Annotated in this window: 27 protein-coding genes; 8 read left to right on the forward strand and 19 right to left on the reverse strand. The window is 59.1% G+C overall.

Going from position 1 to position 26,235, the window contains the following annotated elements:
* Positions 1–16: 16 nt before the first annotated feature.
* From NW812_RS07025 to NW812_RS07040, 4 genes are all read right to left on the reverse strand, one after another.
* Positions 17–685 (reverse strand): RNA-guided endonuclease InsQ/TnpB family protein, encoded by a 669-nt coding sequence (locus NW812_RS07025; RefSeq protein WP_414395302.1) that lies wholly within the window; start codon positions 683–685, stop codon positions 17–19.
* 113 nt (positions 686–798) lie between these two features.
* The gene (locus NW812_RS07030; RefSeq protein ID WP_414395304.1) at positions 799–1,074 is read right to left on the reverse strand and encodes a hypothetical protein; all 276 of its coding nucleotides are present in this window, start codon (positions 1,072–1,074) and stop codon (positions 799–801) included.
* Between the two features lie 439 nt (positions 1,075–1,513).
* Positions 1,514–1,930: a DUF29 domain-containing protein gene (locus tag NW812_RS07035; RefSeq protein ID WP_414395307.1), complete on the reverse strand. Its 417-nt coding sequence runs from the start codon at positions 1,928–1,930 to the stop codon at positions 1,514–1,516.
* A gap of 8 nt (positions 1,931–1,938) precedes the next feature.
* Entirely contained in the window at positions 1,939–2,370 is a 432-nt protein-coding gene (locus NW812_RS07040; RefSeq protein ID WP_414395310.1) for a DUF29 domain-containing protein, read from the reverse strand.
* Positions 2,371–2,480: 110 nt separating this feature from the next.
* On the opposite strand from NW812_RS07040, the gene NW812_RS07045 reads away from it, so the two are divergent.
* The gene (locus NW812_RS07045; protein WP_414395313.1) at positions 2,481–2,777 is read left to right on the forward strand and encodes a DUF2470 domain-containing protein; all 297 of its coding nucleotides are present in this window, start codon (positions 2,481–2,483) and stop codon (positions 2,775–2,777) included.
* Between the two features lie 69 nt (positions 2,778–2,846).
* Here NW812_RS07045 and grxC read toward each other — a convergent pair whose 3' ends face one another.
* The 4 genes from grxC to cobA are packed head-to-tail and all read right to left on the reverse strand — an operon-like array spanning position 2,847 to position 8,344.
* Positions 2,847–3,107, reverse strand: a complete 261-nt coding sequence (gene grxC / locus NW812_RS07050) for a glutaredoxin 3 (RefSeq protein WP_414395315.1) — start codon at positions 3,105–3,107, stop codon at positions 2,847–2,849.
* 36 nt (positions 3,108–3,143) lie between these two features.
* Complete coding sequence (polA, locus tag NW812_RS07055) at positions 3,144–5,930, reverse strand: DNA polymerase I (RefSeq protein WP_414395318.1); 2,787 nt, start codon at positions 5,928–5,930, stop codon at positions 3,144–3,146.
* Positions 5,931–5,974: 44 nt separating this feature from the next.
* Entirely contained in the window at positions 5,975–6,799 is an 825-nt protein-coding gene (gene menB, locus NW812_RS07060) for a 1,4-dihydroxy-2-naphthoyl-CoA synthase (RefSeq protein WP_414395320.1), read from the reverse strand.
* A 36-nt stretch (positions 6,800–6,835) separates the two neighbouring features.
* On the reverse strand, positions 6,836–8,344 hold the full coding sequence (cobA, locus tag NW812_RS07065) for a uroporphyrinogen-III C-methyltransferase (RefSeq protein ID WP_414395322.1): 1,509 nt from the start codon (positions 8,342–8,344) through the stop codon (positions 6,836–6,838).
* A gap of 130 nt (positions 8,345–8,474) precedes the next feature.
* Between cobA and NW812_RS07070 the strand changes: the two genes are divergently transcribed.
* Together NW812_RS07070 and NW812_RS07075 are read left to right on the forward strand one after the other, a co-directional pair.
* Complete coding sequence (locus NW812_RS07070; RefSeq protein ID WP_414395325.1) at positions 8,475–9,473, forward strand: ABC transporter substrate-binding protein; 999 nt, start codon at positions 8,475–8,477, stop codon at positions 9,471–9,473.
* A 507-nt stretch (positions 9,474–9,980) separates the two neighbouring features.
* A complete protein-coding gene (locus NW812_RS07075; RefSeq protein WP_414395327.1) occupies positions 9,981–10,160 on the forward strand; it encodes a hypothetical protein in 180 nt (59 codons plus the stop codon).
* 121 nt (positions 10,161–10,281) lie between these two features.
* Here NW812_RS07075 and NW812_RS07080 read toward each other — a convergent pair whose 3' ends face one another.
* The 3 genes from NW812_RS07080 to NW812_RS07090 form a co-directional block, all read right to left on the reverse strand.
* A complete protein-coding gene (locus NW812_RS07080) occupies positions 10,282–11,862 on the reverse strand; it encodes an NAD(P)H-quinone oxidoreductase subunit 4 (protein ID WP_414395328.1) in 1,581 nt (526 codons plus the stop codon).
* Positions 11,863–12,054: 192 nt separating this feature from the next.
* A complete protein-coding gene (gene pdhA / locus NW812_RS07085) occupies positions 12,055–13,056 on the reverse strand; it encodes a pyruvate dehydrogenase (acetyl-transferring) E1 component subunit alpha (protein WP_414395329.1) in 1,002 nt (333 codons plus the stop codon).
* Between the two features lie 43 nt (positions 13,057–13,099).
* Positions 13,100–13,258 carry a hypothetical protein gene (locus NW812_RS07090; RefSeq protein WP_414395332.1) on the reverse strand — a complete coding sequence of 53 codons (159 nt, stop codon included), beginning with the start codon at positions 13,256–13,258 and terminating at the stop codon, positions 13,100–13,102.
* Positions 13,259–13,332: 74 nt separating this feature from the next.
* On the opposite strand from NW812_RS07090, the gene NW812_RS07095 reads away from it, so the two are divergent.
* Positions 13,333–14,154 (forward strand): phosphatidate cytidylyltransferase, encoded by an 822-nt coding sequence (locus tag NW812_RS07095; protein ID WP_414395334.1) that lies wholly within the window; start codon positions 13,333–13,335, stop codon positions 14,152–14,154.
* Here NW812_RS07095 and NW812_RS07100 read toward each other — a convergent pair.
* Positions 14,144–14,590 carry a putative iron-sulfur cluster-binding metallochaperone gene (locus NW812_RS07100; protein WP_414395336.1) on the reverse strand — a complete coding sequence of 149 codons (447 nt, stop codon included), beginning with the start codon at positions 14,588–14,590 and terminating at the stop codon, positions 14,144–14,146. The genes NW812_RS07095 and NW812_RS07100 overlap by 11 nt on opposite strands.
* 59 nt (positions 14,591–14,649) lie before the next feature.
* On the reverse strand, positions 14,650–15,060 hold the full coding sequence (locus tag NW812_RS07105) for a heavy metal-responsive transcriptional regulator (protein ID WP_414395338.1): 411 nt from the start codon (positions 15,058–15,060) through the stop codon (positions 14,650–14,652).
* Positions 15,061–15,227: 167 nt separating this feature from the next.
* Between NW812_RS07105 and NW812_RS07110 the strand changes: the two genes are divergently transcribed.
* Complete coding sequence (locus NW812_RS07110; protein ID WP_414395340.1) at positions 15,228–17,966, forward strand: valine--tRNA ligase; 2,739 nt, start codon at positions 15,228–15,230, stop codon at positions 17,964–17,966.
* A gap of 1 nt (position 17,967) precedes the next feature.
* Here the strand turns inward: NW812_RS07110 and cobN are convergent, their stop codons facing one another.
* The 5 genes from cobN to NW812_RS07135 all read right to left on the reverse strand — a co-directional run bounded on the left by cobN (position 17,968) and on the right by NW812_RS07135 (position 23,336).
* Entirely contained in the window at positions 17,968–20,172 is a 2,205-nt protein-coding gene (gene cobN, locus NW812_RS07115) for a cobaltochelatase subunit CobN (protein ID WP_414395343.1), read from the reverse strand.
* Between the two features lie 50 nt (positions 20,173–20,222).
* Positions 20,223–20,519 carry an SBBP repeat-containing protein gene (locus NW812_RS07120; RefSeq protein WP_414395345.1) on the reverse strand — a complete coding sequence of 99 codons (297 nt, stop codon included), beginning with the start codon at positions 20,517–20,519 and terminating at the stop codon, positions 20,223–20,225.
* Positions 20,520–20,677: 158 nt separating this feature from the next.
* The gene (locus NW812_RS07125; protein WP_414395348.1) at positions 20,678–21,148 is read right to left on the reverse strand and encodes a hypothetical protein; all 471 of its coding nucleotides are present in this window, start codon (positions 21,146–21,148) and stop codon (positions 20,678–20,680) included.
* A gap of 6 nt (positions 21,149–21,154) precedes the next feature.
* Entirely contained in the window at positions 21,155–21,829 is a 675-nt protein-coding gene (locus tag NW812_RS07130; protein WP_414395350.1) for an SBBP repeat-containing protein, read from the reverse strand.
* Positions 21,830–22,229: 400 nt separating this feature from the next.
* Positions 22,230–23,336 (reverse strand): dockerin type I domain-containing protein, encoded by a 1,107-nt coding sequence (locus NW812_RS07135; RefSeq protein ID WP_414395353.1) that lies wholly within the window; start codon positions 23,334–23,336, stop codon positions 22,230–22,232.
* A gap of 179 nt (positions 23,337–23,515) precedes the next feature.
* On the opposite strand from NW812_RS07135, the gene NW812_RS07140 reads away from it, so the two are divergent.
* Together NW812_RS07140 and rpmB are read left to right on the forward strand one after the other, a co-directional pair.
* Positions 23,516–23,872: a hypothetical protein gene (locus NW812_RS07140; RefSeq protein ID WP_414395355.1), complete on the forward strand. Its 357-nt coding sequence runs from the start codon at positions 23,516–23,518 to the stop codon at positions 23,870–23,872.
* Between the two features lie 23 nt (positions 23,873–23,895).
* The gene (gene rpmB, locus NW812_RS07145) at positions 23,896–24,132 is read left to right on the forward strand and encodes a 50S ribosomal protein L28 (RefSeq protein ID WP_414395357.1); all 237 of its coding nucleotides are present in this window, start codon (positions 23,896–23,898) and stop codon (positions 24,130–24,132) included.
* Positions 24,133–24,180: 48 nt separating this feature from the next.
* Here the strand turns inward: rpmB and NW812_RS07150 are convergent, their stop codons facing one another.
* Positions 24,181–24,909: a pentapeptide repeat-containing protein gene (locus NW812_RS07150; RefSeq protein ID WP_414395358.1), complete on the reverse strand. Its 729-nt coding sequence runs from the start codon at positions 24,907–24,909 to the stop codon at positions 24,181–24,183.
* Between the two features lie 203 nt (positions 24,910–25,112).
* Here NW812_RS07150 and gshB point away from each other — a divergent pair, with 203 nt between their 5' ends.
* Positions 25,113–26,060, forward strand: a complete 948-nt coding sequence (gene gshB, locus NW812_RS07155) for a glutathione synthase (protein WP_414395361.1) — start codon at positions 25,113–25,115, stop codon at positions 26,058–26,060.
* The last annotated feature ends 175 nt before the right edge of the window (positions 26,061–26,235 follow it).

The following is a 26,235-nucleotide window of genomic DNA, read 5'->3' on the forward strand; positions in this document are numbered from 1 at the left end:
CGGATCTCTATCCTATTCAGCTCTCCTGGCTTGATCTTTGCAGCGGCTTAGGTGCCGCAGCATGTAGCTTTCGAGCAGCATTCAGATCCCTGTCGATCTCCAGGCCGCACCTTTCACACCGAAACACCCGCTGGCAAAGTGGCATCTTCTGTCGGTGCCCACACCGTGAACACAGTTGGCTGGATGGATAAAACCTATTCACCACCACCAACTGACAGCCGTAGAGTTGGGCCTTGTACTCTAGCTGTCGCCGTTCGCGATAGCGGGACGGAGTCCTTAACTCATAGAAGCCACAATCGGCTAAAGATCCGGCCAGGCGGTGATTCTTGAGGAGGTTTTTTACCTGCAAGTCCTCAATCACCACCACCCGGTACTTCTTGGCCAAGCAGCTGGTCAGCTTGTGCAAGTTGTCTAGTCGTATGTCCGCCACCCGTTTGTGGGCCCTAGCAAGCTGCACCACTGCCTTCTTGCGGTTGGCGGATCCCTTTTGCTTGCGACTCAGCCGCCGATGCAGCCTCACCAAGCGCTTCTGGGCTTTGCGGTAGGGCTTGGGGTTATCAAACATTTCCCCACTGGCGCAGGTGGCCAGCTGGTTCGCGCCCGAGCCCACCCCTACCCCCTCCCCCGTCTCCTCAACCTGCGGAGACAGGGCCTCGTACTTGTTCGCTTCAGCGGTGCGTAGCACTTAAGAGATGTACCACCGCCCAGCCCGCAGGCTGATCACGACGTTCTGGGGGGTGGCAGTAGGGGGGATCTCCGCACAGCGTAACCAGCCACTCACCAAGCGGGCCGGAGGCCTTAGATAGGTACCTTGATGCGGTTGCCGGAGATGTGGATGTTGCCTTCGAGATAAAAGCTGTCCCGTACCCCCTTGCGCTTGAAGCGGGGAAACCGGCCCAGTCCACTCCGCCAGCGTTTGTTCGCGTCAGCGGCGCGTAGCGCGCAGGCTTGCTCTAAGCTGCGGAGTGCCTGCTGCGGGGCGCACTTGGAGACTTGGTAGTACCAGGGGTTGGCCTTCTTGACCCCCACCACCAGCCGCTTGTGCAGGTCGTTCGCGACAGCGGTGCGGAGCACTTTGGCCGTGGGTAGTTTCGGCTTGGCCTCAATGGCCTGTTGGCAGATGGCCAGGCCCTAGTTGTAGGCACGGCGGGCTACACCGGCATGTTGGGCTGTCAGTGTCCGCTGTTTGTTGTTGAGCCTGAGCTCAGTCTTGCTCGCGTTAGCGGCGCGGAGCGCAAAGCCTAGCAGCACTTGCCCCCTAGAGGAACCCTGTCCCGCTAGCACGAGGAGGAATTCACTTCAGCTTTCGTGAGCCTTGAGGCCTGCCGTTGTTATTAAGATTCTCAGTGTGTTGGCATGAGCAGTGATAAGCTTCTCGGCCTGCTGGTGTCGGCCCTCCCAAAGCTCTGGTTGCAGCTCTTGGGGGACAGATTGGTCTGGACAACCCAGCTTTCTCTGTCAGGTTGCAAGAGGCGGCATTTCTCGAGGGCGAGCAAAGCCCTTTGAGCTGTTCTCATCCCGGATAAAAGCCGAGATTAAGAGTGTAGGGGCACTCGGCGGGCAGGTCGTCTTCAGCAAGCGGTGTTTCCTTTACTACGAGCAGGATCCCGTCTTGGTAAGCCTCTGCCAGAGCTGCCGCCAGCTCCGGTTTGAGGCTAGGACTCTCTTTGAGGAGTCGCTGAATTTGGCGGCGTTGCTCGCTAAGGGTTGCTCGCCAGCTTTTACCTCGCAAGTGAGGTTGGAACTGCCATTTCAGCAAATGGCCTAGCAGGATCCCCAGTCGATTGACCAGTTCCCGGCGCTCCTGCCTGCCCAAAGCCTCAATTTCCTCTGCCAAATGAACTCTGTCCAGTCGCTCCAACTGCCCCGACCTCAGCAGTGCCGCCTGCTCCTGGGTCCAGGCATAGAAGTCGCGCTCGTAAAGCTGCATACTCACTCCTATTTTTCAGGGTAAAAGCTGGGATCCATCACTTGCTCAAACGTGTAGGGACACTGATCAGGCAAATCCTGTAGAGAGAGGGGCGTTTCTCTCACCACCAGGAGCAGTCCTTTGCGATAGGCCTTCTCCATCGCTTCAGCTAGATAAGATTTGAGGCTGGGACTCTCCGCAATGAGTTCCTGGATATCCTGCCGCTGTTCGATGATCGTAGCCTGCCAGCTTTTACCGCGAAGCTGGGGCTGAAACTGCCACTTGAGGAGGTGTCCCAGCAGGATCCCCAGTCGATTGACCAATTCGCGGCGCTCCTGTCTGCCCAAAGCCTCGATTTCCTCTGCCAAGTGCTCAGTATCTAGCTGCTCCAGTCGGCCCGTGCGCAGCAGCGTCGCCTGCTCCTGGGTCCAGGCATAGAAGTCACGCTCGTAAAGCTGCATGTCCACCCCCGTCTGGTTTCAGCTGCTGGGCCTTGCCTGTGAAAAGATTCGTTTGAGCCAAGAGTCCGCTAGACTAAAACCTGGACATCCCTTTTGCAACTCTCACTTCTATGGCCGACCCTCTCACCCCTCAGGTTAGCGAGCGCATCTGCAAGCACATGAACGAAGACCACGCCGATGCCCTAGCGCTCTATGCCAGAGTCTTCGGTCAGGTGGAAGGGGTGACCCAGGCCCGCATGCAGGCTATCGACTCGGAAGGGATGGACTTGCAGGTAGAGGTTGACGGAGCCGTACAAACGCTGCGCATTTCCTTTGATCACCCTCTCAAGGATTCCGAAGATGCCCACCACACCCTGATTGCCATGCTGAAACAAGCACGCGCTCGGGTTAAGCAGGGCAGTGTCTAGGCTGAGTCTCCTTGCCCGTGCATCCGTCTGCCTCAAGTAGCTAGCCGAGGCCCCGAGCAAGGGACGGATCTAGGTAGCCTGCTGCAGGAGCAGATCTAACTTGCCCTGGGCATCAAGGGCGTAGAGGTCGTCACAACCGCCGATGTGCTGGTTGTTGATGAAAATCTGGGGCACTGACCGGCGCCCGTTGGCCCGCTTGGCCATCTCCGCTCGCGCTGCCTCGTCCCCATCAATGGCGTATTCGATGTACTTGACTCCCTTGCGGTCTAGCAGCTGCTTGGCGCGAATGCAGAAGGGACAAAAACGCCATGTGTAGATCTCAACAGCCATAGGGAGAGAACGAACGCTTTCACATAGCTTAACATTTCAGTTGGCCTCCTTCCAGTTGTGGCCGATTTGGATATCCACCACCAGGGGTATGGAGAGGGGCACTGCCCCTTCCATTTCTCTTTGAATGAGTGGCTGTAAGTCCTGCCATTCTGAGGGCTCTACTTCAAACACCAGCTCGTCGTGAACCTGCAAAAGCAAACGCGAGCGAAAGTTCTGCAGCTTTTCCTGCAGGCGAACCATGGCCACTTTGATGATGTCTGAAGCGGATCCCTGAATGGGGGCGTTCACGGCAGCCCGCAGCTCAGCTTGCTTGCGATGGCCCGACAGCTGAGACAAATTGGGGAAATAGCGACGGCGGCCCAAGATGGTTTCCACATAGCCATGTTCTTCCACAAAGGCTTGGGTGGCGCGGAGATAGGCAAAAACGCCGGCATAGCGCTCGTTAAATCGCCGCAAAAATTCCTTGGCTTCTGCCAGAGATACGCCAGCAGTGCGGGCAAAACGCTGCGCCCCCATGCCGTAAATAACTCCATAATTGATTGTCTTGGCAAGGCGACGTTCTTCGCTAGTTACCTCTTGTTTTTCAAAGAGCAAGCGAGCAGTAAGGGTGTGCACATCTTCCCCTGAGCGAAAGCCCTCGATGAGCGTTGGCTCTTGGCTGAGGTGGGCCAAGATGCGCAGCTCAATTTGCGAGTAGTCAGCCGAGGCCAATAGCCACCCCTCCTGGGGAATGAAGGCCTGGCGAATGCGGCGGCTGAACTCGCTGCGGATGGGGATGTTTTGTAGGTTGGGGTTAGAGGAGCTGAGTCGGCCAGTAGCGGTAACAGTCTGGTTGAAGTTGGTGTGCACCCTGCCCGTATCGCGTCTTACCAGAGCTGGCAGCGCGTCCACATAGGTGGATTTGAGCTTGGCCAGAGTGCGGTACTGGAGAATCGTTTCAACAACTGGGTGATCTCCTTCCAGCTTCTCCAAAACCGAAGCATCGGTGGAGTAGCCGGTGGCTGTCTTGCGAGTTTTTCGGATATCTAGCTTTAGCTTTTCAAAAAGCAGGGATCCCAGTTGCTTGGGAGAGTTGAGGTTAAAAACCTCGCCTGCTTGGGCGTAGGCTTTCTGCTCCAAAGTCTGCAGCTCTTTCTCCAGTTCCTGAGAAAACTGCTTGAGAAACTCAGTGTCGATGCGGATGCCGACCCACTCCATTTCTTCCAAAACGTGAGCCAAGGGCAGCTCCACCTGGATAAAAAGATTCCAGAGGCGTGGGTCAGTTTGCTGTAGCTTTTCGGTGAGGATGGGCACCAAGCGATAGGCGCAGTAGGCATCAGTTCCGCAATATTCTGCCACTTTGGGGATAGGCAGATCGGCAATGGACTCTGCTTTACCCAGCAGCTTTTCGTAGTTGGTGGTGGGTAAATTTAGATAGGTAGCTGCCAAATCAGCCAAGTTGTGGCTAGCTTCTGGATTGAGCACATAGCTAGCCAACATGGGATCAAATTGGATCCCTTGTAGGCGAATGCCATGAGCGCGAAAAATGCTGAGATCATACTTGCAGTTTTGCAGGCTTTTGGGGCGACTGGGATCCTCCCAAATGGGCTGTAGGCTCTGTTTGACTAGGTTCCAGTCCAAGTTGGATCCCTGGCGGTGGCCAATGGGCAAATAGGCAACATCCCGCTCCGACCAACAGCAGCCAATCCCCACCAGTTGGGCGTCGCGGGGATCTAGACTCGTGGTTTCCGTGTCCCAGGCTACGATCCCGGAGCAAGCCAACAGCTCCTGCCGCAACCGCTCCAACTGCTCAGGGGTATCCACAATGCGTACCGGCGGCAGAGAAGGGGGGGGATGTGCAGCAAAATCAAACCAAAGGGCCTCGTCGTCGGCAGAGCCATTCTTTGAACCTGTCCTGGCTTCAGAGGCTTGGGCTGGGATCCCGCCCAAAGTGGCTTGCAGCTTGCGCACTTGAGCAATGAAACTGCGAAACTCTAGTTTCTCCAAAAGCGGCAGCACTTCCGCCGGGTCAAACCCGGTCAGCCTCATGCTCTCCCAGTCGGGCAAAAGGGGGACATCACAGTGAATCCGAGCCAGAAATTGGGAGTGCTGGGCTGCGGTGATCCCTTCCTTGAGGTACTGCTGGACTTTGCCAGGGATCTCCTCCAGATGGTTGAAAATCTCCTCCAAGCTGCCGTAGCGCTGTAAGAGCTCTGCCGCTCGCTTGGGGCCGATCCCCTTGACGCCGGGAATGTTGTCGGAGGGGTCACCACAGAGGGCTTTGTAGTCGACCACTTGCCAAGGCCAGATGCCCAATTTCTCTTTGACCTCTTGGGGGCCAAATTCGCTGACGCGATCTTTGCTGTTGAGATGCAGAACCCGAATTCTTCCCTCGGGGTCAATCAACTGAAAGAGATCCTGGTCGCCGCTTAAGATCTGCACCCGATACTCTTGGGGGGCAAGCCTGCAGAGTGTACCCAGAATATCGTCGGCCTCAAAGCCGGGCACTGCCAAAATCGGAATGCGCAGCGCCGCCAACACCTGCCTGAGGTTTTCCACATCCTCAATAAACTCCGGCGGCGTTTCCGGACGGCCTGCTTTGTAGGTTTCATCGGCCTCGTGGCGAAAGGTGGGCTGCCGGGTATCAAAGGCAACAGCTATGTGGGTGGGGGGGTATTTCTCCAAGACCTCCAGTAGCGATTTCAAAAAGCCAAAGCTGACACTGGTCGGGATCCCAGTGGAGGTGCGCAAGCCCCCCTCGCGGCTATGGGCAAAGGCGTAAAAAGAGCGGTAGGCCAGGGAGTGGCCATCGACCAAAAGCAGCCTCGGAGGGTGGGAAGCCATCGGCCAAGACCAAGAACTGAGTCCAGCCTATCGTTTGCTGCCCCCTAGGGCCGCCAGGGAAACTGGCGAAAGTTGGGAGGACGCTTCTCCAAAAAAGCGCGTCTGCCCTCGGCAGCTTCCTCGGTCATGTAATACAAGAGCGTCGCGTCTCCCGCCAGCTCCTGCAGTCCCATCTGGCCGTCGCAATCGGCGTTGAAAGCAGCCTTGAGGCAGCGGATGGCCAGAGGACTGTGTTGGAGGATCTCCCGCGCCCAGCGGATCCCTTCGGCTTCCAGTTCCTCCACCGGCACCACCGCATTGACCAGGCCCATCTCCAGGGCTTGCGCTGCGGTGTACTGGCGGCAAAGAAACCAGATTTCGCGCGCTTTCTTCTGGCCCACCACCCGCGCTAGGTAGCTGGCCCCAAAGCCGCCGTCAAAGCTGCCCACCCGTGGCCCGGCCTGGCCAAAGATGGCGTTGTCGGCAGCGATGGTCAGGTCGCAGATGAGATGCAAAACATTGCCCCCACCAATGGCGTAGCCGGCCACTAGGGCAATCACCACCTTGGGCAGGGAGCGGATGATGCGCTGGAGATCCAAGACGTTAAGACGGGGAACCCCGGCCTCATCCAGGTAGCCGGCCTCTCCCCGCACGCTCTGATCCCCGCCGGCGCAGAAAGCATACTTTCCATCCGTATGGGGCCCGGCGCCCGTCAAGAGCACGACTCCAATACTGGGATCCTCCCGCGCATCCAGAAAGGCATCAATCATTTCGACGATGGTCTTGGGGCGGAAGGCATTGCGCTTGTGGGGCCGGTTGATGGTGATCTTGGCGATGCCGTCCGTCTTCTCGTAGAGGATGTCTTCGTAGAGCTTGGCCGTCTGCCACATGGTGTCCAGAGTCCCAACTGCCCTCCCATTATCCCGCTAGGGGGTGGCCCGGAGGAGGGATCCCAACAGCCCTTCCAGGGTGTACTCCTGAGCCACCACATCTACCCGCCCTAAGACCTTCTTGCAGGTTTCCGCCGTTTTGGGGCCGATGGCAGCAATCTGTACCGGTGGATCCCAGACTTCAGGGCCTAGCCCTGCCTGGCGCAGGAGATGGGCAAAATGCTGCACCGTTTTGGAGCTGGCAAAGGTGAGAATATCCACCTGGCGGGTCTTTAGGGCTTCCAGGACTTGGGGATCCGCCGCTGCCGGACAGGTCGATTGATAAGCAGCCACCTCCACCACCTCAGCTCCGCGTTGCCGCAGCCCCTGAACCAGCTCCTCCCGGCCTCCAGATTCGACGCGGGGAAAGAGGATGCGCTGCCCCTGCACCGGCTCCGGCCAAATGGGCAGCAAGGCTTCGGCCACAAACGCGGAGGGCATCAAATCTGGGCGGATGCCATACTGAGCCAGCACCGCCGCCGTTTTGGATCCCACCACCGCCACTTGCAGGGAGTGGAGCGCCCGGCTATCTCGCCCCTGCTGCTGCAGCCGCTCGAAAAAAGCCTGCACCCCATTGGCCGAAGTCAGCAGCAGCCAGTTGAACTGTTGCAAGTTGGCAATGGCGGTGTCCAGGGGATCCCAACTGCTAGGAGGCTGGATCACCAGGGCAGGCATCTCCACCACCCGCGCCCCCTGAGCCCGCAGCAGCTCGCGAAAAGCCGGCGACTGCCCCTCAGCACGGGTGACCAGCACCGTCTTGCCTGCCAAAGGAGCCGGTGGCGGCAACGGTGGGATCCCCGGCAAAAATTCCTGCCGCAGCCGCACCACCTCGCCCACTACCAAGAGCGCCGGCAGCTTCTCCCCAGCTTCTAGCTCTCCTCCTTCCCCCTGCTGCAGCTCCGCCAAGGTGCCCACCCAAACCCGCTGCTCCGCCTGCCCCGCCCCCCAGATCAGGGCCACTGGGCGGTCTGCCGGGATCCCAGACTCCAGCAACCGGGTGCCAATGGATTGCCGCTGCCGGGATCCCATCAAAATCACCAGCGTATCCAACTGGGCCAGAGCGCCCCAGGGCAGAGCCTCCAGCTCATGGGCGGTGAGAACAGCAAAGGCGCGGCTCAGGTGTTTATCGGTCAACGGGATCCCAGCCCATAAAGGGCCGGCTAGGGCCGACGACAAGCCTGGCCAGATCTCAAACGGACAGCCTGCCTCCCGCAGGGCCTGCACTTCCTCACGGGCGCGGCCAAAGATCAAGGGATCCCCCGACTTGAGGTGAACCACCTGCTTGCCTTCTCGGCAGCGCTGGATGAGCCAGCGAATGCCCTCCTGCAAACCCGCTTCTCCGGAACGTCGCCACACCTGCGCCTGCGGGGGCAGCTCTGCCAACAGGCGCTCGTCCACCAGCTCATCCACCCAAACTGCCTCGGCCTGCCGCAGGATCTCCAGCGCCCCTTGCGTCAGGCCCGCCCGCCCGCCCAGCCCCGCTCCCACCAGATACACCTTGCCCATGGGGATGTGCTGCTGTCTTTGGTCTCAACTATCCCATCCTGCCGCAAAAGCAGGATCTTAGCCCCCTCTCTCCAATCTTCCAGCTAGGCTAAGAAGAGCCCTGCCCCTTGACGGAAAAGCGTGGAAGCCCATGGCTAACGCCGTTGCAAAGCCTTGGCCGCGCCGGCAGTTTCTGGCTGCTGGAGCTGCTCTACTGGCGGTGGGAGCGGGATCCCGCCAATCCCGGCCTCTGCGGCTAGTAACCAACTGGTATGCCCAAGCCGAACACGGCGGCTTCTACCAAGCCCTGGCCCTGGGCATCTACGCCGACTACGGCCTGCAGGGGGAACACCGCCTGGGGGGAACGGCGGGCAACGGGCGGCACCTGCTGGCGGGGGGAGCGGCGGACTTTGTTCTTGGCGGCAGCCCTGACGCCCTGGCCGCCCTGCAATCCGGGATCCCGGTGCTCACCGTGGCTGCCTTTTTCCAAAAGGATCCCCAGTGTCTCTTGGCCCATCCGGGGGTGGGCATTGAGCGCCTAGAGGACTTGCGGGGCAAGCCCATCTGGGTCTCGCCAGGGGCCAACCTCACCTACTGGCCGTTCTTGCGGGCCAAATTTGGCTTCACCGACGACCAAAAGCGCCCCTACAACCTCAGCCTCACCCCCTTCCTGCTCGACAAGTATTCCGCCCAGCAGGGCTATGTCACCTCCGAGCCCTTCCGCGTGCGCCAGGAGGGCGGTTTTGATCCCATCGTCTTTCTCTTGGCCGACTACGGCTATTCCCCTTATGCCACTACCCTGGAGACCACCCGCCCCTTTGCCGAACAGTACCCTGACCAAGTGCGCAAGTTTGTGGCCGCCTCCATTGAAGGGTGGCAAAGCTACCTAGAGGATCCCCGCCCCGGCAACCGCCTCATTCGGCAGGACAACCCCAACATGAGCGAGGCCCTCTTGGCCTACGCCCACCAGGCCCTAAAAGACTACGGCCTCCTCACTGCCGGCGACGCGGCTACCCTGGGGATCGGCGCCATGACCCACCAGCGCTGGCAGACCTATTTTCAGGAAATGGTTGCCCTGGGAGTCGTCGAAGCTGGCTTGGACGTCCAGCAAGCCTACACTCTTGACTTTCTTCCTAGCCAGAGTGCTTAATACCGCCAAGCTCGGCAGCGTCGGGTGGGGCAGAGGGTCGTTGCCAAAGTGCGGCAGCACTCCGCCGAGTCGATAGCATTGAACCCTGCTAGACCAAGATGTATCTGGAGGGGGGATACTGGCGGGCTTCTTCTTGGTGCTCTCAGGACGGGATCTAGTCTGCGTACAGACCACCTCTCAACCGCTTTCTCCTCGGCGCCGCCCAGCAGCTGCACAGCTGTGAAGGATGGGTTCGCAAAGGCCTCTCCTACGATGAGATTTTGGATCGGCTTACCGTCAGGGTATCCCTATCCCCCTGGCAAAAATTTCGACCCTTTGTCAAGCTTCTCTGGCCCTCGCAGTCGGCAAGCGCCCAACTAACTGGCCCCTGGGATTGCAATTGCTAAGAAAGTTAGCTCTCCTTGGGATTCCCGCGTAATATATTTTTTCACACGCTCCCCGCCAAATTCGCCATCCTGAAAATAGGAGCTATCTCAAGCTTTGAGAGTTGGCGAGGGGAGAGAAAAAATGGAAGCCCGCGAACGTAGCCAAATCATTGCTTCGGAGTGGATGATCGACAGCCAAAACCCGGTTCACTCTATCTCCCGTCTGAAGCAGCGGGGAACCTACTCCGACATCACCCTATGGTGGCTGGTGGTGCAACTCAACCTGATGGAACACAACTCTATTCCTTCCGATCCTCGCTAGAGTTAACACCCCCAGCAGGGTTGAAGACATCCTCCCCCTCAAGTCCAAGCTCAAACATTAAAAAAAGCAAAAGAAGAGCTGAAAAGTACCAGCTCTTCCTGTTAAGCAAGCCGCAAAGTTCTCAGTTACGGGTGGGCAGCGCTGCTACCTGAGCTGGTTGCGCTGGCAAAAGGGGCCGCTGGGCAATTTCCGTTGCCAGGGCACTGCGCAAGTGGGCTGCCACCGCCACCGTCGTCACATCATAGCTCTGGATAGCCAAACGTGGGTAGAAGCCAATGCCAAGAATTGGCAAGAGCAGGCACAGGGCCACTGCCATTTCCCGCGGGCGCAGATCGCCCAGGTACTCTTCCAGCACCAGGCTGGGATCCGAAGGGCCATAGAAAGTCTGCCGCAGCAGAGAAAGCAAGTAGACAGGCGTCAAGATAAGACCCACTGCCGCCAGCAGCGCCACCCCTGCTTTGAAGGCTGGTGCATAGGCATCGCTGGTGGTCAAGCCCAAAAATACCGTCAGCTCGGCCACAAAGCCGCTCATCCCCGGCAGCGCCAAAGAGGCCAAAGCTCCTGCCGTAAACAGGGCAAAGGTCTTGGGCAGTTGCTTGGCCAATCCTCCCAACTTCTCCAGAAAAAGGGTGTGGGTGCGCTCATAGGTGATCCCTGTTAGGAAGAAGAGCACCGCCGCGATCAGCCCGTGGGAGATCATCTGCAGCAGAGCGCCATTAAGCCCCAGCTCCGTAAAAGTTGCCATGCCAATCAACACAAAGCCCATGTGGGCAATGGAGGAGTAGGCCAGCCGCCGCTTGAGGTGGTTTTGTCCCAAGGCCGCCAGCGCCCCATAGATGATGTTCACTGCCCCCAGCACCGCCAGCACCGGGGCAAAGTACACGTGGGCCTCCGCTAGGAGATTCGCGTTTAGGCGGATGAGGCCATAGCCCCCCATCTTGAGCAGTACCCCGGCCAGGATCATAGAAATGGGCGCCGAGGCTTCGCTGTGGGCATCGGGCAGCCAAGTGTGGAGGGGAAAAATCGGGAGCTTGACCCCGAAGGCCATGAGGAAAGCCGTATACGCCAAGATCTGCAGGGCCCGCGGGTAGGACTTAGCACCTAGCTCTGCCATCTCCAGGCTAAAGCCCTCGCCAGCAAAGGCCATTGTCAGGGATCCCACCAAGATAAAGATCGAAGCAGCGGCGGTGTAGAGGATGAACTTAGTGGCAGCATACTGGCGCTGCGGCCCGCCCCAGATGGCGATGAGGAGATAAACAGGCACTAGCTCAATCTCCCACATCAAGAAAAAGAGGAGCAGATCCTGCGCCAAGAACACACCCACCTGGGCGCCGTACAGGAGCAGCAGCAAAAAGAAAAATAGACGCGGCTTGTAGGCCACCTCCCAAGCTGCCACAATCGCCAAAGTCGTAATCAAGCCCGACAGCAGCACCAGCGGGAAGGACAGGCCGTCCACCGCCAGCGACCAGTGGAACCCGATCTGGGGCACCCAGGCGTAACGCTCGGCCAGTTGCAGCGAAAAATCCCGCAGGTCGTAGTGCCACCCAAAGATGTAGGCCATCAGGCCCAAATCCAAAGCCCCCACGGCAAGGGCATACCAACGCGCCCAGCGGCTCTGGGGAAGCAGGGGGATCCCGAAGGCACCCAGCAGCGGCAGGAGCACCAGGGCCGACAGCCAGGGAAACTCAAGAGGACTGCTCATGATTGAAAATAGGTACTTATACTCAACATCTCAATGATATGAAGCTATGTAAACAAATGGAAAGCAACCTTTACAAAAAAATCTGCGCAAGAGCGCAGACCTGGACAAGGTTTCTCTGATGGTAAGCATCAAGGCTTGGCAAGAGGGCGGCAATGGCGGCCCGAGGGCAAGCTGCGCTGCCCCAATGCCTAGCTACTCATCTTCGGCAAAAACAAAGCGGTGCAATTCGTCCAGGGTGGGCTCTGGGCTTTCCAGGGCAAAAAGGACTGCGTCTTCCACTACGGCGCTCACTTTCTCGTGAATGGCCTGGAAGTCTGCCTCAGTCATCAAGTTGTGTTCCAAGGCGTAGCGCTCCAGGCGTTTGATGGGATCCCGCTGCCGCCAAAATTCCTTTTCTTCGGGGCTGCGCAGCTCGTCGGGGTCAGCCAAAGAATGGCCGCGGAAGCGGTAAGTGAGGCACTCCAGGAGAGTGGGGCCTTCTCCGGCACGGGCGCGGGCGATGGCCTGTTGAGCTGCTTCCCGCACTGCCAGCACGTCCATGCCGTCTACTTGGTAGCCAGGCATGCCAAAGGCTGGGCCCTTGAGGTAGATGTCGGTTACCGAAGTGGCACGCCTGTGGGCCATGCCAATAGCCCAGAAGTTGTTCTCCACCACGTAGACGATAGGCAACTTCCAGAGGGCGGCCATGTTGAGACATTCGTAAAATTGGCCGTTGTTGCAGGCCCCATCCCCAAAAAAGCAGACGGTTACCTGGTCAGTGCCGCGGTACTTGGCCGAAAACGCTGCCCCTGTAGCCACAGGGATCCCTTCGGCCACAAAGGCATAGCCTCCCAAAAAGTTGTGCTCTGCCGAAAACAGATGCATGGAGCCGCCCCGACCCTTGCTGCAGCCAGTGGCCTTGCCGAAGAGCTCCGCCATCACCGCTCGCGGCGGGATCCCAGCGCTGAGGGCATGCACGTGATCTCGGTAGGTGCTGCAGATATAGTCGGTGGGCTTGAGCGCCTTGATCACCCCCGTGGACACAGCCTCCTGCCCGTTGTACAGGTGCACAAAGCCGAACATCTTGCCCTTGTAGTACATCTCGGCGCACTTGTCCTCAAACAGGCGGCCCAGCACCATGTCTTCGTAGAGCATTCGAGCCTCTTCGGCGGAGATGCGGGGACTAGCCACGGGAGGGGTAAGTTCCTGAACCATTCTGAAATTCAATTGAGGGTAACCCGTTCTTGCAGTTTTTCAATTATCCCACGCTCAGGAACACCTGCGATCCCGCCAACTGGAGATCGAGGGGGATCCCAGCGGTAGACTGAAAGGTTAAGGCAGGAGGCATTGCCGTTGCAGCAGCCACGTCGAAGTCAAAACTCCGTCCCGCTGAGGCGAAGGCCGCAAGAGCAGGCATCCTGGCAAGGGTCTCGGGTGGCTGGGATCTCTCCCCCGAACCGCAACGGCTGGCCAACATAGCGGGGTGCGCCTATGGGAGCCCGTTGGGTTAGCGGTTTCGTGGCGGTGCTGTTTGCCCTGACGGTTACCCTGCTAGGGGGCTGGTACTTCACGGCAGCCCTTGGGCTGATTATTTTTCTGGCCCAACTGGAGTTCTTTCGGCTGGTACGGGCTAAGGGCAATGCGCCGGCCATGCGCACCACCATGTTTTCCAGCCAGGTGCTGGTGATTTTGCAGCAGGTCAAGCCCGAGTGGACCAGCCCTGCTTTTATTGTGGCGGGATCCATCATCTGTTTTTATTTGCTCTTTAAGCCCAAGGTGGCCACCATTGCCGATATTGCCACCTCAATTTTGGGACTGTTTTACTGTGCTCTGCTGCCCAGTTTTTGGATTCGGGTCAGGGCTTTGTCTTTATCCAAGGGCATTGGCGAAGGGCTATGGATTACGCTGTTGGCCATTGGCTGTGTCATTGCTGCCGATGTAGCGGCCTACCTGTGTGGTCGGGCCTTTGGGCGCACCAAGCTCTCCACCCTCAGCCCTAAGAAGACGGTGGAAGGGGCAGTGGCCGGGATCGCAGCCAGCATGGCCCTGGCTATGCTGGGAGCCCACTACCTAAACTGGCCCTGGAGCTGGCTGAGCGGCAGCGTGTTGGGGTTTTTGATTGGGTTAACTAGCCTGCTGGGGGATCTCACCGAGTCCCTCATGAAACGGGATGCGGGAGTAAAAGACTCCGGGGATCTCATTCCCGGCCACGGCGGCATTTTGGATCGGGGCGATAGCTACGTCTTTACCGGGCCGCTGGTGTTTTACTTTATGGGATGTCTGGAATGGCTCAACGCCTATTTCAGTCAATAATCGGGTTTTGTTCCTCAGCCTTCCTTTGCTGCATCTCCAAGATGACTTGTCTGACGTTTTCCAGACAGCAAAATCCCTGCGGGTTGTTCACCTGACAGCCACAGCCCCTGGCTTTGATGTGGTCGGCAATCCCCTCGAGGATAGCCTGGGGCGTTTTGGATCCCTGGAGCTCTTGCCAAATGCGCCGGCGCGTCCATCCAAAACAGTAGCAGACAGGCACGTCCTCGCCACTTTCTTTTTGAAAGACGGGAACCTTGAGGTCGTCAACCCCAAAGCTTTGACCTTCCTCAGAAAAATAGACGACGGGGCAAAGGGGATCCCGACAAAACGCATAGCTGGCGTTAGCATTAAGTTGCTCCAAAGCTGTAGGAGACAGAAGGCTCTTCAGCGTAGTCAGCTGAATTGGGATCCCTTGCTCCCCGCTCTTTGGACACAAGGGCTGCCAAGCTTTAGCAGAAAATGGGAAAAAGGGTTCTCTTGTCATGGGTTATTAAGCTATTGCTGTTGAAAGATAGCGCAAGAGGAACTTTTCTCCTGCTCAGAAAATTGTTGTTGACACTTTTCAATGAGTGTCGATAACTCCCCTCTAAGTTCCTGGAGATGGGCAATTGACTTGTCGATTTGTCTTAGTTTTTCGGTTAGCTTTACGTACACCTGCCAACAGGGCAGGGCTTGCCCGTTCTCCTGAAGCAGGAGCAATTCTTTGATCTCGGCCAGGGTAAGTCCCAAAGCCTTAGCGCGGGCAATGAAAGCTAGCCGCTCCAGCTCAGCTTCTCCGTAGAGGCGGTAGCCCCCCTCTGTCCTACGGGGCTTGGGGATGAGCCCCAGGCGCTCGTAGAAGTAGAGGGTTTGGGGGCTGATGCCCAACTTCTCGGCTACCTGACCCACCCGCAGCAGCTCAGACATGCCGGGTTCTCTACCCTCTCTCCAGAAGCTCTCTTAGCCTAAACCCTGTAGCTAACTACAAGGTCAAGAGGGATCCCCAGAAAGCCCACCTCCCCAAAAGAGCCCGACGGCTGGGAGTAAGCTTGCTAACCTAGTTAGGGTAGTCCCTTGAGCAACCCGGCCTCCGCATGACTGCTGCACCTTCCCTCGCCAACCTGCCCAGCCAGTACAACCCCTTTGAGACCGAGCCCAAGTGGCAGCGCTTTTGGGAGGAAAAGGGGTTTTACGTGGCGGATCCCAAGGCGCCGGGGGAAGCCTTCAGCATGGTGCTGCCCCCGCCCAATGTTACGGGCAGCCTGCACATGGGCCATGCCTTTGCCTTTACCCTGCCAGATGTGGTGGTGCGCTACAAGCGCATGCGCGGCTACAACGTCCTCTGGCTGCCGGGCACGGATCATGCCAGCATTGCCGTGCACACCATTCTGGAAAACCAACTGCGCCAGGAGGGCAAGAGCCGCTTTGACCTGGGCCGCGAGGCTTTTCTGGAGCGGGCCTGGGCTTGGAAGGAGGAGTCGCAGGGCACCATCAAAAGCCAACTGCGGCGGCTGGGCTTGTCGCTGGACTGGACACGGGATCGCTTTACTCTCGATGAGGGGCTGAGCCGGGCCGTTACGGAAGCCTTTGTCCGCCTCTACGAAGCAGGGCTCATCTATCGGGGCGAGTACTTGGTCAACTGGTGTCCGGCCACCCAGTCGGCGGTCTCCGACATCGAGGTGGACAACAAAGAGGTCAAGGGCCACCTCTGGCATTTCCGCTACCCCTTGGCCGCCGACCCCAGCCAGTACCTGGTGGTGGCCACCACCCGCCCTGAGACAATGCTGGGGGATACAGCCGTGGCGGTCAACCCCCAAGACGAGCGCTACCGCCATCTCATCGGCCAGTTTGTCCGGCTGCCCATCAAGGATCGCCTTATCCCCATCATTGCCGACGAGTATGTGGATCCCACCTTTGGGTCTGGATGCGTCAAGGTTACCCCAGCTCACGACCCCAACGACTTTGAGATGGGCCGGCGCCACCAGTTGCCCTTGATCAACATCCTCAACAAGGACGGCACCCTCAACGAGAACGGGGATCCCTTCACTGGCCTGGATCGCTTTGTGGCCCGCGAGAAGGTGGTGCAGTGGTTTGCCGAGCACGGCCTGCTGGAGAAGGTGGAAGAGTACACCCACACCGTGCCCTATAGCGACCGGGGGGGTGTGCCCATTGAGCCTTTGCTCTCCATCCAGTGGTTTTGCGATGTCTCGGGGATGGCAGCTCGTTGCTTGCAGGAGGAGCGGGAACACCACAACCCCCGCTTTATTCCGGAGCGCTGGACCAAGGTTTACACGGGCTGGCTGGAGAAGCTGCGCCCCTGGTGCATCTCGCGACAACTGTGGTGGGGGCACCAGATCCCAGCCTGGTATCCGGTCATCAACGGCCAGCTCCCTGAGGATCCCCAGGTTTTTGTGGTGGCTCGCAATGAGGAGGAAGCCTGGATCAAGGCGCGGGAGAAGTTTGGTCCAGAAGTTGAGCGGCTGGAGCGGGATCCCGATGTTTTGGACACCTGGTTTAGCTCAGCGCTGTGGCCCTTTTCCACGCTGGGCTGGCCAGAGGAGACAGAGGACTTCAAGCGCTACTACCCCACCTCCCTGATGTCGACGGGCTTCGACATCATCTTTTTCTGGGTGGCCCGCATGGCCATGATGGGGGTGCAGTTTACCGGCCAGATCCCCTTCAAAGATGTCTACATCAACGGCCTGGTGCGGGACGAGCACGGGGCAAAGATGTCCAAGTCCAAGGGCAACGGCATCGATCCCATCGAGCTCTTGGACAAGTACGGCACCGATGCCCTGCGCTACGCTCTGGTCAGGGAAGTGGTGGGGGCTGGGCAGGATATCCGCTTAGCTTACGACCGCAAGACCGGCGAGAGCGCCAGCGTGGAGGCAGCCCGCAACTTTGCCAACAAGATCTGGAACGCCTCCCGCTTTGTGTTGATGAACTTGGAGGGACAGACCCCCGCCCAACTGGGATCCCCTGTCCCGGAAGCGCTGGAGCTGGCCGATCGCTGGATCCTCTCCCGGCTGCACTCCACAGCCACCCAAGTGATCGAGGAGCTGGAAGCCTACGGCCTGGGCGAGGGGGCGCGGCTTCTGTACTCCCTAATTTGGGACGACTTTTGTGACTGGTACATCGAGCTGGCTAAACCTCGGCTGCGGGGAGAAGACCTGGCCTCCAAGCGCACGGCGCAGCAGGTGTTGGCCAAGGTGCTAGAGACCATCCTCCGGCTGCTCCACCCGTGGATGCCCCACGTCACCGAAGAAGTCTGGCAACTGCTTACCCAGGCTAACCAGACTACTTCCATCTCGGTGCAGCCCTATCCCACCCCTGACCCCAGCTGGGTTAACCCCCAACTGGAGCGGGAGTTTGGCTTGGTCACCCAAGTCATCACCAGCCTGCGCAACCTGCGAGCGGAAGCTGGCCTCAAGCCCCATCAAACCATCGCCGCGCTGCTGGTTACCGAGGATCCTGAAGAGCAGCGGATTCTCACCGCCGCCCAGGCCTATATCCGCGAGCTGGCCAAGGTTGAGTCGCTGGAGATTGCAGGATCCCTGGCCACGGAGCCCAAGCAGGTGGCGGCGGCCGTGGTGGGCACGGTGCAGGTGCTAGTGCCCCTGGCGGGGCTGGTGGACGTGGAGGCGCTGCGGGCCAAGCTGCAGAAAGACCTAGCCAAACTGGAAAAAGAGGCCCAAGGGATCCGCACTCGCCTGGAAAACCCCAACTTCTTGAGCCGCGCCAACTCTGACGTGGTGCAGGCTAGCCGCAAGCAACTGGCGGAGCTGGAGGCCCAGATGCAGCTCTTGCAGGCCCGCTTGGAGAAGCTGGGCTAGGCTATGGCTTGTCCGGCCAGGGATCCGTCAGGTCGGCGGTCAAGGGATCCCAGTCCCATCCCCAGTCGCGGGCAATGGCTTGGGTGAGGCCCAGTTGTCCATGGCCGGGGTAGCGGGCTAGGGACACCAGAAGATCTACCAGTTGCTCGCCGCTGGGCATGCGGCCAAAGATGTGCAGCCCGTCCCGGATTTGGGATTCTTTGAGCTCGCAGAGATAGCCATCCAGGCGGCTCCAATCTTCCTCTTTTTCCAGATTGAACAGAGGATCCAGGTGCTCTGAGCGGACCAGCTCCTCAATCTGGGCGCGAATGAGGGGGCAGCGGCTGGGATCCAACTGTTGGGCCTGCACGTACTCATCCATTAGCCGCTCCAACTCTGCCAAGGGGCCGTACAGCTCGGCGCGGGTGAGGGGCGGGGTGAGGTGGTCGATAATCACGGCTTGGGCTCGCCGCTTGGCCTGGGACCCTTCCCCCGGATCGTTGACGATAAAAGGGTAGAAGTGGGGCAGGGGCCCCAGGGCAATCTCCGGGTAGCAGGTAGAGGAAAGGGCGGATCCCTTGCCGGGCAGCCATTCTAAGTTGCCGTGCTTGCCCACATGCACCACCGCCTGCACGCCAAAGACCTGCCGCAGCCACAGGTAAAAGGCCAAGTACTCGTGGGGGGGCACCAGATCTGGGGCGTGGTAGTTCAAGGAAGGATCCCGGTCGTAGCCCCGCGGCGGCTGGATGCCGACAAAAACGTGCCCTAGCTGCAGTCCCACCACGGGAATATCCTGAGAGGGCGGATCCCCCCATTGCCGGACGAGGTCGGTTTGGATGGGCTCCGGCAAGCGGGCAAACCACTCGCGGTAAAGGTCAGCGGAAAGGCATTGCCGAGCCGGCCGCAGGGATCCCAGCGGGTCATAGGTTTGGCTTTGGGTTAGCCAGCCAATCAACTCATCGCCGCTCTGGGGCAGGGGGCCCACTTGGTAGCCGTTGTCTTTCAGGGCCTTGAGGATCTCGACACAGCTAGCTGGCGTATCCAACCCAACTCCATTGGCCAGGCGTCCATCCCGGCTAGGGTAGTTGGCCAAAATCAAAGCCAGTCGCCGCTGGGGAGGGGGAGTGCGCCGCAGTTTTACCCAGTTGGCTGCTAGATCGGCTACAAACTCCACCCGATCCGGCACCGCCTCATAGGCCACGACTTCCGTTTGCAAGCGGGGATCCCGCTGTTGAACAGCTTTAAAGGAAATGGCGCGGCTAATAATGCGCCCATCCACCTCGGGCAAAGCCACATTCATGGCCAGATCCCGCGCCCCCAAACCCCGCGTCGAGTCCTCCCAGCTCTGCCGGGATCCGCTGCTGAGGATGACCTGCAAAACGGGCACATCCAACTCCTGCCATAGTTTCACATCGGGCTGCTGGCTGTCCAAGCGCGCTAGCGAAAAACTGGTGGTATTGAGCAACACCTCAATCTGGCCACCAAAGTGATCCCGAAGGGCTTGAGGCAAGTCGGGGTCTTGAAGGCTATAGGTGTAAAGGCAAAAGGGCTGCAACCCTCGCTCCAGCAGGGCTCTGGCCAAAGCATCGATGGGCTGGGTGTTTCCCGCCAGCACATGGGCCCGGTAGAGCAAAATCCCCACCTTGGGAGCCGGGGAAGGGGCCGGCAGAGCGACAGGAGGGTGGTAGACCCCCAGGCGAGGCAACACTTGAGGATCCGGCACGGGATATTGGCGCCCCAAAAATTCCCTGGCTAGAAACAGCAGACAGGCCGCCACATTCTCCGCTCCCCCCTCCAGCCAGTACCGCCACACCCGATCCGCCACGCCCAGGGGCACAGTGGAATGGCTCACCAGATCCCAGTCAGGGCGATCATCGCCGGGAATGACGATTAGGGTGGATCCCGCGTCGGCTGCCACCTGTTTGGCCACCTCTAGGCCGTAGCTCCAGTAGGCCCTTCCCCCCAACAGGCGAATGAGGATAACTTGAGCTTGCTGCAATACCTTCTCGGCGTAGTCGTCAATGCTCAGGGGCTGCTGCAAGTGCAAGAGATTGGCAGCCCGCACCTCCGGGAAGTCTTGGGGCAGAAGCGAAAGAGCCGCGCTCAGGGCGGTGAGATCCGTATCGGCTGCCGAAAGAACCACAAGGGGAGCCGGATCCTGCTCCAGAAAAATAACCCCGGACTGGGTGGGATCCCATCCTCCGGGCAAAGCTGCTATTCGGTGCATGGCCTAGCGCTAGGTGACCCTCATGAAACCTTTCTCAAGGTACGTCCTGACTAGCGACTGTACTTGAGCACAAAGACATCTCGACCGCCAGCGCTCGAGGGGCCGGGAAGGGCTCCCCCAGTGGATCCCGCTACCCAAACGTTCCCCTGCCCATCGACAGCAACAGACTCAGCCCCCTCATCCGCAGGGGTTCCGAACTGGCGGATCCACTCGGTTGAACCCAAATCGGTTGAACGGCTGGCTAAACCTAAATCGATTGGAAAGAAACTGCAGGCTCCCCAGAAAGTTGAACCAGCAAAAGAAGTTAAGGCTCCTAAAAGAGCTATCCTAGACACCCTTTTTTTCATCTCTCTCAAGTTCTCCCCTTGCAACCAAAGCCGCACCGCCTAGAGCCTAGCACGGCGTAGCTTTCTGCAGCTGACACCTGTTTAGCTGTGAGATCTGTATCGGCTGCCGAAAGAACAACAAGGGGAGCCGGATCCTGCTCCAGGAAAATGACCCCGGACTAACGACCGTACTTGCGCACAAAGACATCCTTCATCCCAGCATGGGACTGGTTGGCAAGGGATCCCCAGGTTACGCCTGCCACCACGAGGTTGCCCTCTTGGCCTACAGCAATGGCCTGGATCCAGTCGAAGTCGGCGCTGCCGAACTGATGGCGCCAGAGCTCGCCGCCGTTGGTCTCGTAAAGGCGGACGAAGGCGTCGCTGCGCCTCGAGGAAGACCCCTGCGTGTGGCCTGCTACCCAAATCCTTCCACTCCCATCCACAGCAATGGCTAGGACGCGCTCCCCTTGCCCACCTGCAAATTGGCGGCTCCAGAGCTCGTTGCCGTACAGATCGTACTGATGGGCGAAGACCTCATAGGCCTTGGACGGATTCTTGCCCTGGGCGTAGCCTGCCACCCAAACCTTCCCCTCCCCTCCCACGGCCACGGAAAGAGCGCCGTCGCCTCCTCGGTGGGAAAACTGGCGCATCCAAACCTAGTTGCCACTGGGATCGTGCTTGCAGACAAAGCCACCGGCTCTTGCGCGGTCGTGGACGAATCCGGCTATCCAGAGGTTTCCTGCCCCATCGGGAGCCAGGGCAGCGACCTGCTGGTGGGCTCCCAACTCGCGGACCCAAAGCGGCTTGCCGTCGGCGTTGTACTGGCGCACAAAGCTCTTGCCTGCCCCTGTTCCTGCAACCCAGACGTTGCTCTTGCCATCCACAGCGATGGCAACGACTTGGTCAGGCCCAGCGCTACCCAACTGCTGCGTCCAGAGCTCTCTGCCTTGGGGATCGTACTTGCGCAGGAAGATGTCTTCTTCGCCGGCATTGCTGTAGCCAGGGAAGGCACCGTGGGTCATCCCTGCCACCCAGGCATTCCCCCTCCTGTCCACTGCCAGGGCAACAACCTCGTCCGAAGCAGGGGTACCAAACTGCCGCGTCCAGAGCTCTCGGCCCTGGGCGTTGTACTTGCGCAAGAAAACGTCACTGCCCCCCGCAGAACTTTGGCCGGGAAGGCTTCCTTCGGTGATCCCTGCCACCCAGACATTCCCCTGCCCGTCCTCAGCAAGGGCGCGCGCCTCGTCGGAGGAAGGGGTGCCAAACTGGTGGAGCCAAGGGCCAGGATCCCGGCCACAGGCAGCTAGAAGCGCTGAGCTAGCAAGAGCCACACCAGAGAGAACTACCCTACTCAGCGCTTGCTTCCTGTCCATAGGCCTAGGCCGGCGCTTGGCAAAGGAACCTGTCCTCTCGATAGAGTAGCTATCCGCCTCTCTCCCCGCAACAGCCGTGGCATGTCTGGGCAAGCTGGGGCAGGTGAACTCCGGATTCCGCCGTACGGCCACGGCCCAAGGGTGGGTTTCACGTTCGATGGGCGGGCGGGGCGGATGAAGCTGTGGCGAATGGGCTTGCGACCTGCAGATACGTCCTCGAAGCATCCCCTTCGACGCTGACATAACGCACCCGCAAATGTTGGGAATCCTCTCCATAGGTGCTGGGGCAGAGGTAACAGCAGGCCATCTGCCCTTTCGGAAGGGCTTTGGCCAGGATCCCTAGCCAGCGCAAGTTAGGTTAGTTGCGGAGCTCAATCGTGACGTTGGCTAACTGCACATCGTCGTAATCCACCCACGCTCCACCCTGCTGGCTGAGGGGGTTACCTCCTAGCGGCAGTAGAATTTGCAGGGATCCACCAAAAAGAGGGATACTGACACGGGGGCCGCTGACGATCCCGCCTGTCTGAACCCAAGTTTTGCCAGTGCGCAGCGTTACGGTGTTTGAACCTAGGCGCAAGTGCTGTAGCGGCAGGGGGATGCGCAGGTCGTCTCCTCCTAGCTGAAGTTGCTCAACTTCCACCCCATTCAGAAGGACTTGTAGAGGGGACATGTTGGCGCTAGGGATCCGGGATTGACCAGCCCGATAGGCAGCGGCAGTATCCAACCCAATCAGGGATCCAATCCGCAAAACCGGTGGGCGAGGCGGCAGGCGTTCCAAGGTGAAGGAGCGGGTCATCTCTACTGCTTGGGCAGGCCCCAGAAACTGGCCGGCAGCCGCCGACTCAGGCGAATACCGGTTATCGCCGAGGCGAATGACATTGGCCTCCAGCACCAGCGTAGTGTTGGGATCCCAGCGCTCCAACTGCAACTGCAGAGGTCGATCCCGGCCGATCTCTCCGTTGCCTGTGCTCTGGGAATAGGGCAAATAGTTCTCCAGCCGCGCCACCAAAATCTCTTCTGCCGGCAGCGGCCCTGGCAGGCGAAACCGCCCCTGGGCATCGGTGCGCACTGCAATCCCTGCCCCTGGGATGGCTACCTCCACCCCAGCCAAGGGCTGCCCTGTGAGGCGGTCCACCACCTGCCCAGAGTAGGCAGAATCCAACTGCACCTGTCCGGTGGGAGCTTCCGGAGCTGTCTGAAGGCGCTGCTGCAGAACCTGCCAATCGGCTTCCGTAATCCGCCCGTCCTGATCGACATCGGCAGCCAGGATCTGGTTGTCGGTCAACCCCTGCTCCCCCCGCAAATAGGCCCCCAACAGGTTACGATCCTGCACCGTCAAACGGCCATCCCCATCCAGATCGCCCGGTTGAAAAGGCCGCGCTTGGGCAGAAGCCACGCCTATCCAAGCTAGAGCAAGGGATCCCAGCAGCAAGAGAGAAGGGGCTAGAGGGGAAACCCTAGACATCGCAACTTCCCCGGCGAGAGCTCTGGAAGGGGCTCCTTATGTTTTTTTAGCCCAGTTCATTTTCTCCCAGTTAGAACTGGCAGAGCCGGAGCAGAGTACTCTCGAGCCCAATTTTGCTTGCCTTTGGCTGCAGGAGCCAAAGACTTGATGGTAGGATAGCCGTGGTGACTTGCCGTCCTATGGCTCGATATTCTTGTACTGCCCAGCTTACGGGCTCGGCCGAGCAGTTGAGCGAAGCCATCCGCGCCCTTTTGGAGCGTTGCCAGCTCACCATCCTCCACCACAGTCCTGACTACTGGGTGGCTGGCGAGCCCCCCGGAAAAAACCCCTACACCAAGCTGGTAACCGTGGAAGTGTTGGTGGATCGCACTGGCCAAGGCCCCGACGGGCCTGTTCAGATAACTTGCATTGCCAAAAACGAAGAGCTGCCCTTGAGAAGCGTCAACCACTGCCAACAAACCTTTGCCCGATTGAGGGCAGAGCTAGCCCAGTTGCAAGCCCAACTTGCTGCCCAGCGGAAAGGCGCTATACAATAGCGGCGCTGAGTTGCTTGCCTCCTATGGCACGTCGCTGCCAACTGACCAACAAAAAGCGCAACAACGCCTTTGCCATCTCCCACTCTCACCGACGCACCAAGCGCTTGCAGGAAGTAAACCTGCAGTGGAAGCGCATCTGGTGGGAAGAAGGTAAGCGGTTCGTTCGTCTGCGTGTCTCCACCAAGGCTCTGAAAACCCTTAAGACCAAAGGGCTAGGAGCTATGGCCCGCGAGGCTGGCATCGACCTCAACCAATTTTAAGGTTTGGGATTCCGACCTCTCAGGGCCAACCTAGGATTTGTACCCAGCCTACAGCAGCCCAAACAGCTTGCGCGACTTAGGCCTTAGTCCTGCCAGCAGCGTGGTGAGAGTGTCCCGCTGGGTCAGCTCGTTGGTGCCGCTGGCGTGCTCAATCAAGAACTTGCGCATTTCCTCGGAGAGCTTGGCGTCGGTAAAGTCGGCGCCGACAAAGCTGGCCCCTTCGATTTGGGCTTCTTGCAGGTTGGCTCCCACCAAGAGGGCTTGGTCGAAGTTAGCCTGTTGCAGCTGACAACAAGCCAGGACTGCCTGCGAGAGGTTGCAGCGAAATAGGTTGGCTTGGCGAAAGTCAGCGGCAAAAAAGTTGCCTCCCGTTAGGTTGGCAGCCACCAAGCTGGCCTCGCGAAAGATGGAGTGGCTGAAATGGCCCTCCTGAAAGCTACTTTTGTCCAGCTTGGCAGCGGTGAAGTTGCTATAGTCCCCCAGAGCCTGGCTAAAGCTGGAGCCCCGCAGATCTGAGGCGGCAAAATTGGCCCGCTCCATCTCGGCGCGGCGAAAGTTGCACAGCCGCAGATCCGCCTGCTGCATGCTGAGCGAGCGCAGGTTGGCCTGCGTCAAGTTGGCCTTGGGCATCCGAATGCGGTCGAACAGGCCCCGCGAGAGGTAAGCGCCTTCGAGGTTGGCACCCACCAGGGAACGTCCCTGCCGCAGGGCTTCCAGCAGATCCCGCGTAGTTTCAATGCGAACCGGCTCCAAGGGTTGAGAAGAAGGAGCACTCACGGATGGGCTATTCCTCACAAACTGAACCAGAAACCCGGTCAACCTAGCCGAGGATGGAGGGCTAACTAGGAATTCCATTTATCAAGCTAACGTTTGTGCTGCTTGCTGAGGTTAAGAGGATGTTAATAAAGCCAGCCCTGCTGAATTCGCTCAGATTTATTGCATACTCGGGGCAGCCTTTTGTTTGCGAACCCTAACCACCCATGCAGGTAGCCTTTATCGTCGATCCGCTGTCCCAGTTGCAGGTAAACCACGACACCAGCATTGCCCTGATGGAGGCGCTACAGCGACGAGGACACCGCGTTTTCTGTCTGGAATTGGGCGATCTCTACTGGGATCAAGGGGAAACGTGGGGGTCGGTATCCGAAATCGTGCTGGATCTAAAGGCAGATCCCTGGTATGAGGTCAAAGAACGGCGCCTAGTGCCCTTGAGTCATATGCAGGCGGTATGGATGCGCAAGGATCCGCCGGTGGATACGGCCTATCTCTATGCCACCTACCTCTTGGATCACCTCCCTCCCAGCCGTACCCTAGTGCTCAACCACCCCGCTGGCATCCGCTCGGCCAACGAAAAGCTCTACGCCCTGCAATTTAAGGAGTGGATCCCGCGCACCTGTGTTAGCAGCAATAAGGCCTTGCTCCGCCAATTCGTCGAGCAGGTGGGGCAGGCAGTGCTTAAGCCTCTGGGCGGCAAAGGGGGAGAAGGAATCCTACGGCTCACTGCCGGGGATCCCAACCTCAATTCCCTCATCGAGCTGAGCACTCAATTTGGCCGGCTGCCCGTGATGGTGCAAGAGTATCTGCCCCAGGCAGCAGCGGGAGATAAGCGCATTTTGTTGCTGGAGGGAGAACCTTTAGGTGCAGTCAACCGCGTCCCCAGCGAGGGAGATTTCCGGGGCAATGTGGCTGCTGGGGGTCGGGTGGAGAAAACTGAGATTACCGAAAAGGAACGGGCTCTCTGCGCAGCCTTGGCGCCAGTACTGCGCCAGGAGAAACTCTATTTTGTAGGCATTGACGTGATTGGCGAGCGGCTGACGGAGGTTAACGTTACTAGCCCAACCATGTTGCGGGAGATCAGTCAGTTGCAGGGAGTTGATCTGGCTAACCAAGTGGCCGAGTGGCTGGAGAAAAAGGTACCTGTTAAAACCTAAGCTAGCGTGCCCTTCAACGTTGTAGGGCCAATAAAAAGGGCCCCCAACGGGGGCATGTCGCGACCGGCCAGCGACCTACAAAGCTCTAGAGCAATATAAAGACGCGCTCCATTAATGGGTGGCTTTGAACACCGCTTTGATCAAGTACTAGGATCCCAGAAAAAAAACTCGGTCC

Origin of the sequence: Synechococcus sp. O70.2 (assembly GCF_047462135.1) — a bacterium.
In the GTDB taxonomy this organism is placed as follows: domain Bacteria; phylum Cyanobacteriota; class Cyanobacteriia; order Thermostichales; family Thermostichaceae; genus Thermostichus.

Coding starts and splice junctions, on each gene's coding strand:
- cobA (WP_414395322.1), bottom strand. CDS start 8,344: ATGGGCAAGGTGTATCTGGTGGGAGCGGGGCTGGGCGGGCGGGCGGGC.
- NW812_RS07035 (WP_414395307.1), bottom strand. CDS start 1,930: ATGCAGCTTTACGAGCGCGACTTCTATGCCTGGACCCAGGAGCAGGCG.
- grxC (WP_414395315.1), bottom strand. CDS start 3,107: ATGGCTGTTGAGATCTACACATGGCGTTTTTGTCCCTTCTGCATTCGC.
- NW812_RS07040 (WP_414395310.1), bottom strand. CDS start 2,370: ATGCAGCTTTACGAGCGTGACTTCTATGCCTGGACCCAGGAGCAGGCG.
- polA (WP_414395318.1), bottom strand. CDS start 5,930: ATGGCTTCCCACCCTCCGAGGCTGCTTTTGGTCGATGGCCACTCCCTG.
- NW812_RS07080 (WP_414395328.1), bottom strand. CDS start 11,862: ATGAGCAGTCCTCTTGAGTTTCCCTGGCTGTCGGCCCTGGTGCTCCTG.
- NW812_RS07090 (WP_414395332.1), bottom strand. CDS start 13,258: ATGCCTGCTCTTGCGGCCTTCGCCTCAGCGGGACGGAGTTTTGACTTC.
- NW812_RS07095 (WP_414395334.1), top strand. CDS start 13,333: ATGGGAGCCCGTTGGGTTAGCGGTTTCGTGGCGGTGCTGTTTGCCCTG.
- NW812_RS07045 (WP_414395313.1), top strand. CDS start 2,481: ATGGCCGACCCTCTCACCCCTCAGGTTAGCGAGCGCATCTGCAAGCAC.
- NW812_RS07140 (WP_414395355.1), top strand. CDS start 23,516: ATGGCTCGATATTCTTGTACTGCCCAGCTTACGGGCTCGGCCGAGCAG.
- NW812_RS07125 (WP_414395348.1), bottom strand. CDS start 21,148: ATGCGCCAGTTTTCCCACCGAGGAGGCGACGGCGCTCTTTCCGTGGCC.
- NW812_RS07120 (WP_414395345.1), bottom strand. CDS start 20,519: ATGAAAAAAAGGGTGTCTAGGATAGCTCTTTTAGGAGCCTTAACTTCT.
- cobN (WP_414395343.1), bottom strand. CDS start 20,172: ATGCACCGAATAGCAGCTTTGCCCGGAGGATGGGATCCCACCCAGTCC.
- NW812_RS07070 (WP_414395325.1), top strand. CDS start 8,475: ATGGCTAACGCCGTTGCAAAGCCTTGGCCGCGCCGGCAGTTTCTGGCT.
- gshB (WP_414395361.1), top strand. CDS start 25,113: ATGCAGGTAGCCTTTATCGTCGATCCGCTGTCCCAGTTGCAGGTAAAC.
- NW812_RS07110 (WP_414395340.1), top strand. CDS start 15,228: ATGACTGCTGCACCTTCCCTCGCCAACCTGCCCAGCCAGTACAACCCC.
- menB (WP_414395320.1), bottom strand. CDS start 6,799: ATGTGGCAGACGGCCAAGCTCTACGAAGACATCCTCTACGAGAAGACG.
- NW812_RS07135 (WP_414395353.1), bottom strand. CDS start 23,336: ATGTCTAGGGTTTCCCCTCTAGCCCCTTCTCTCTTGCTGCTGGGATCC.
- NW812_RS07105 (WP_414395338.1), bottom strand. CDS start 15,060: ATGTCTGAGCTGCTGCGGGTGGGTCAGGTAGCCGAGAAGTTGGGCATC.
- rpmB (WP_414395357.1), top strand. CDS start 23,896: ATGGCACGTCGCTGCCAACTGACCAACAAAAAGCGCAACAACGCCTTT.
- NW812_RS07075 (WP_414395327.1), top strand. CDS start 9,981: ATGGAAGCCCGCGAACGTAGCCAAATCATTGCTTCGGAGTGGATGATC.
- pdhA (WP_414395329.1), bottom strand. CDS start 13,056: ATGGTTCAGGAACTTACCCCTCCCGTGGCTAGTCCCCGCATCTCCGCC.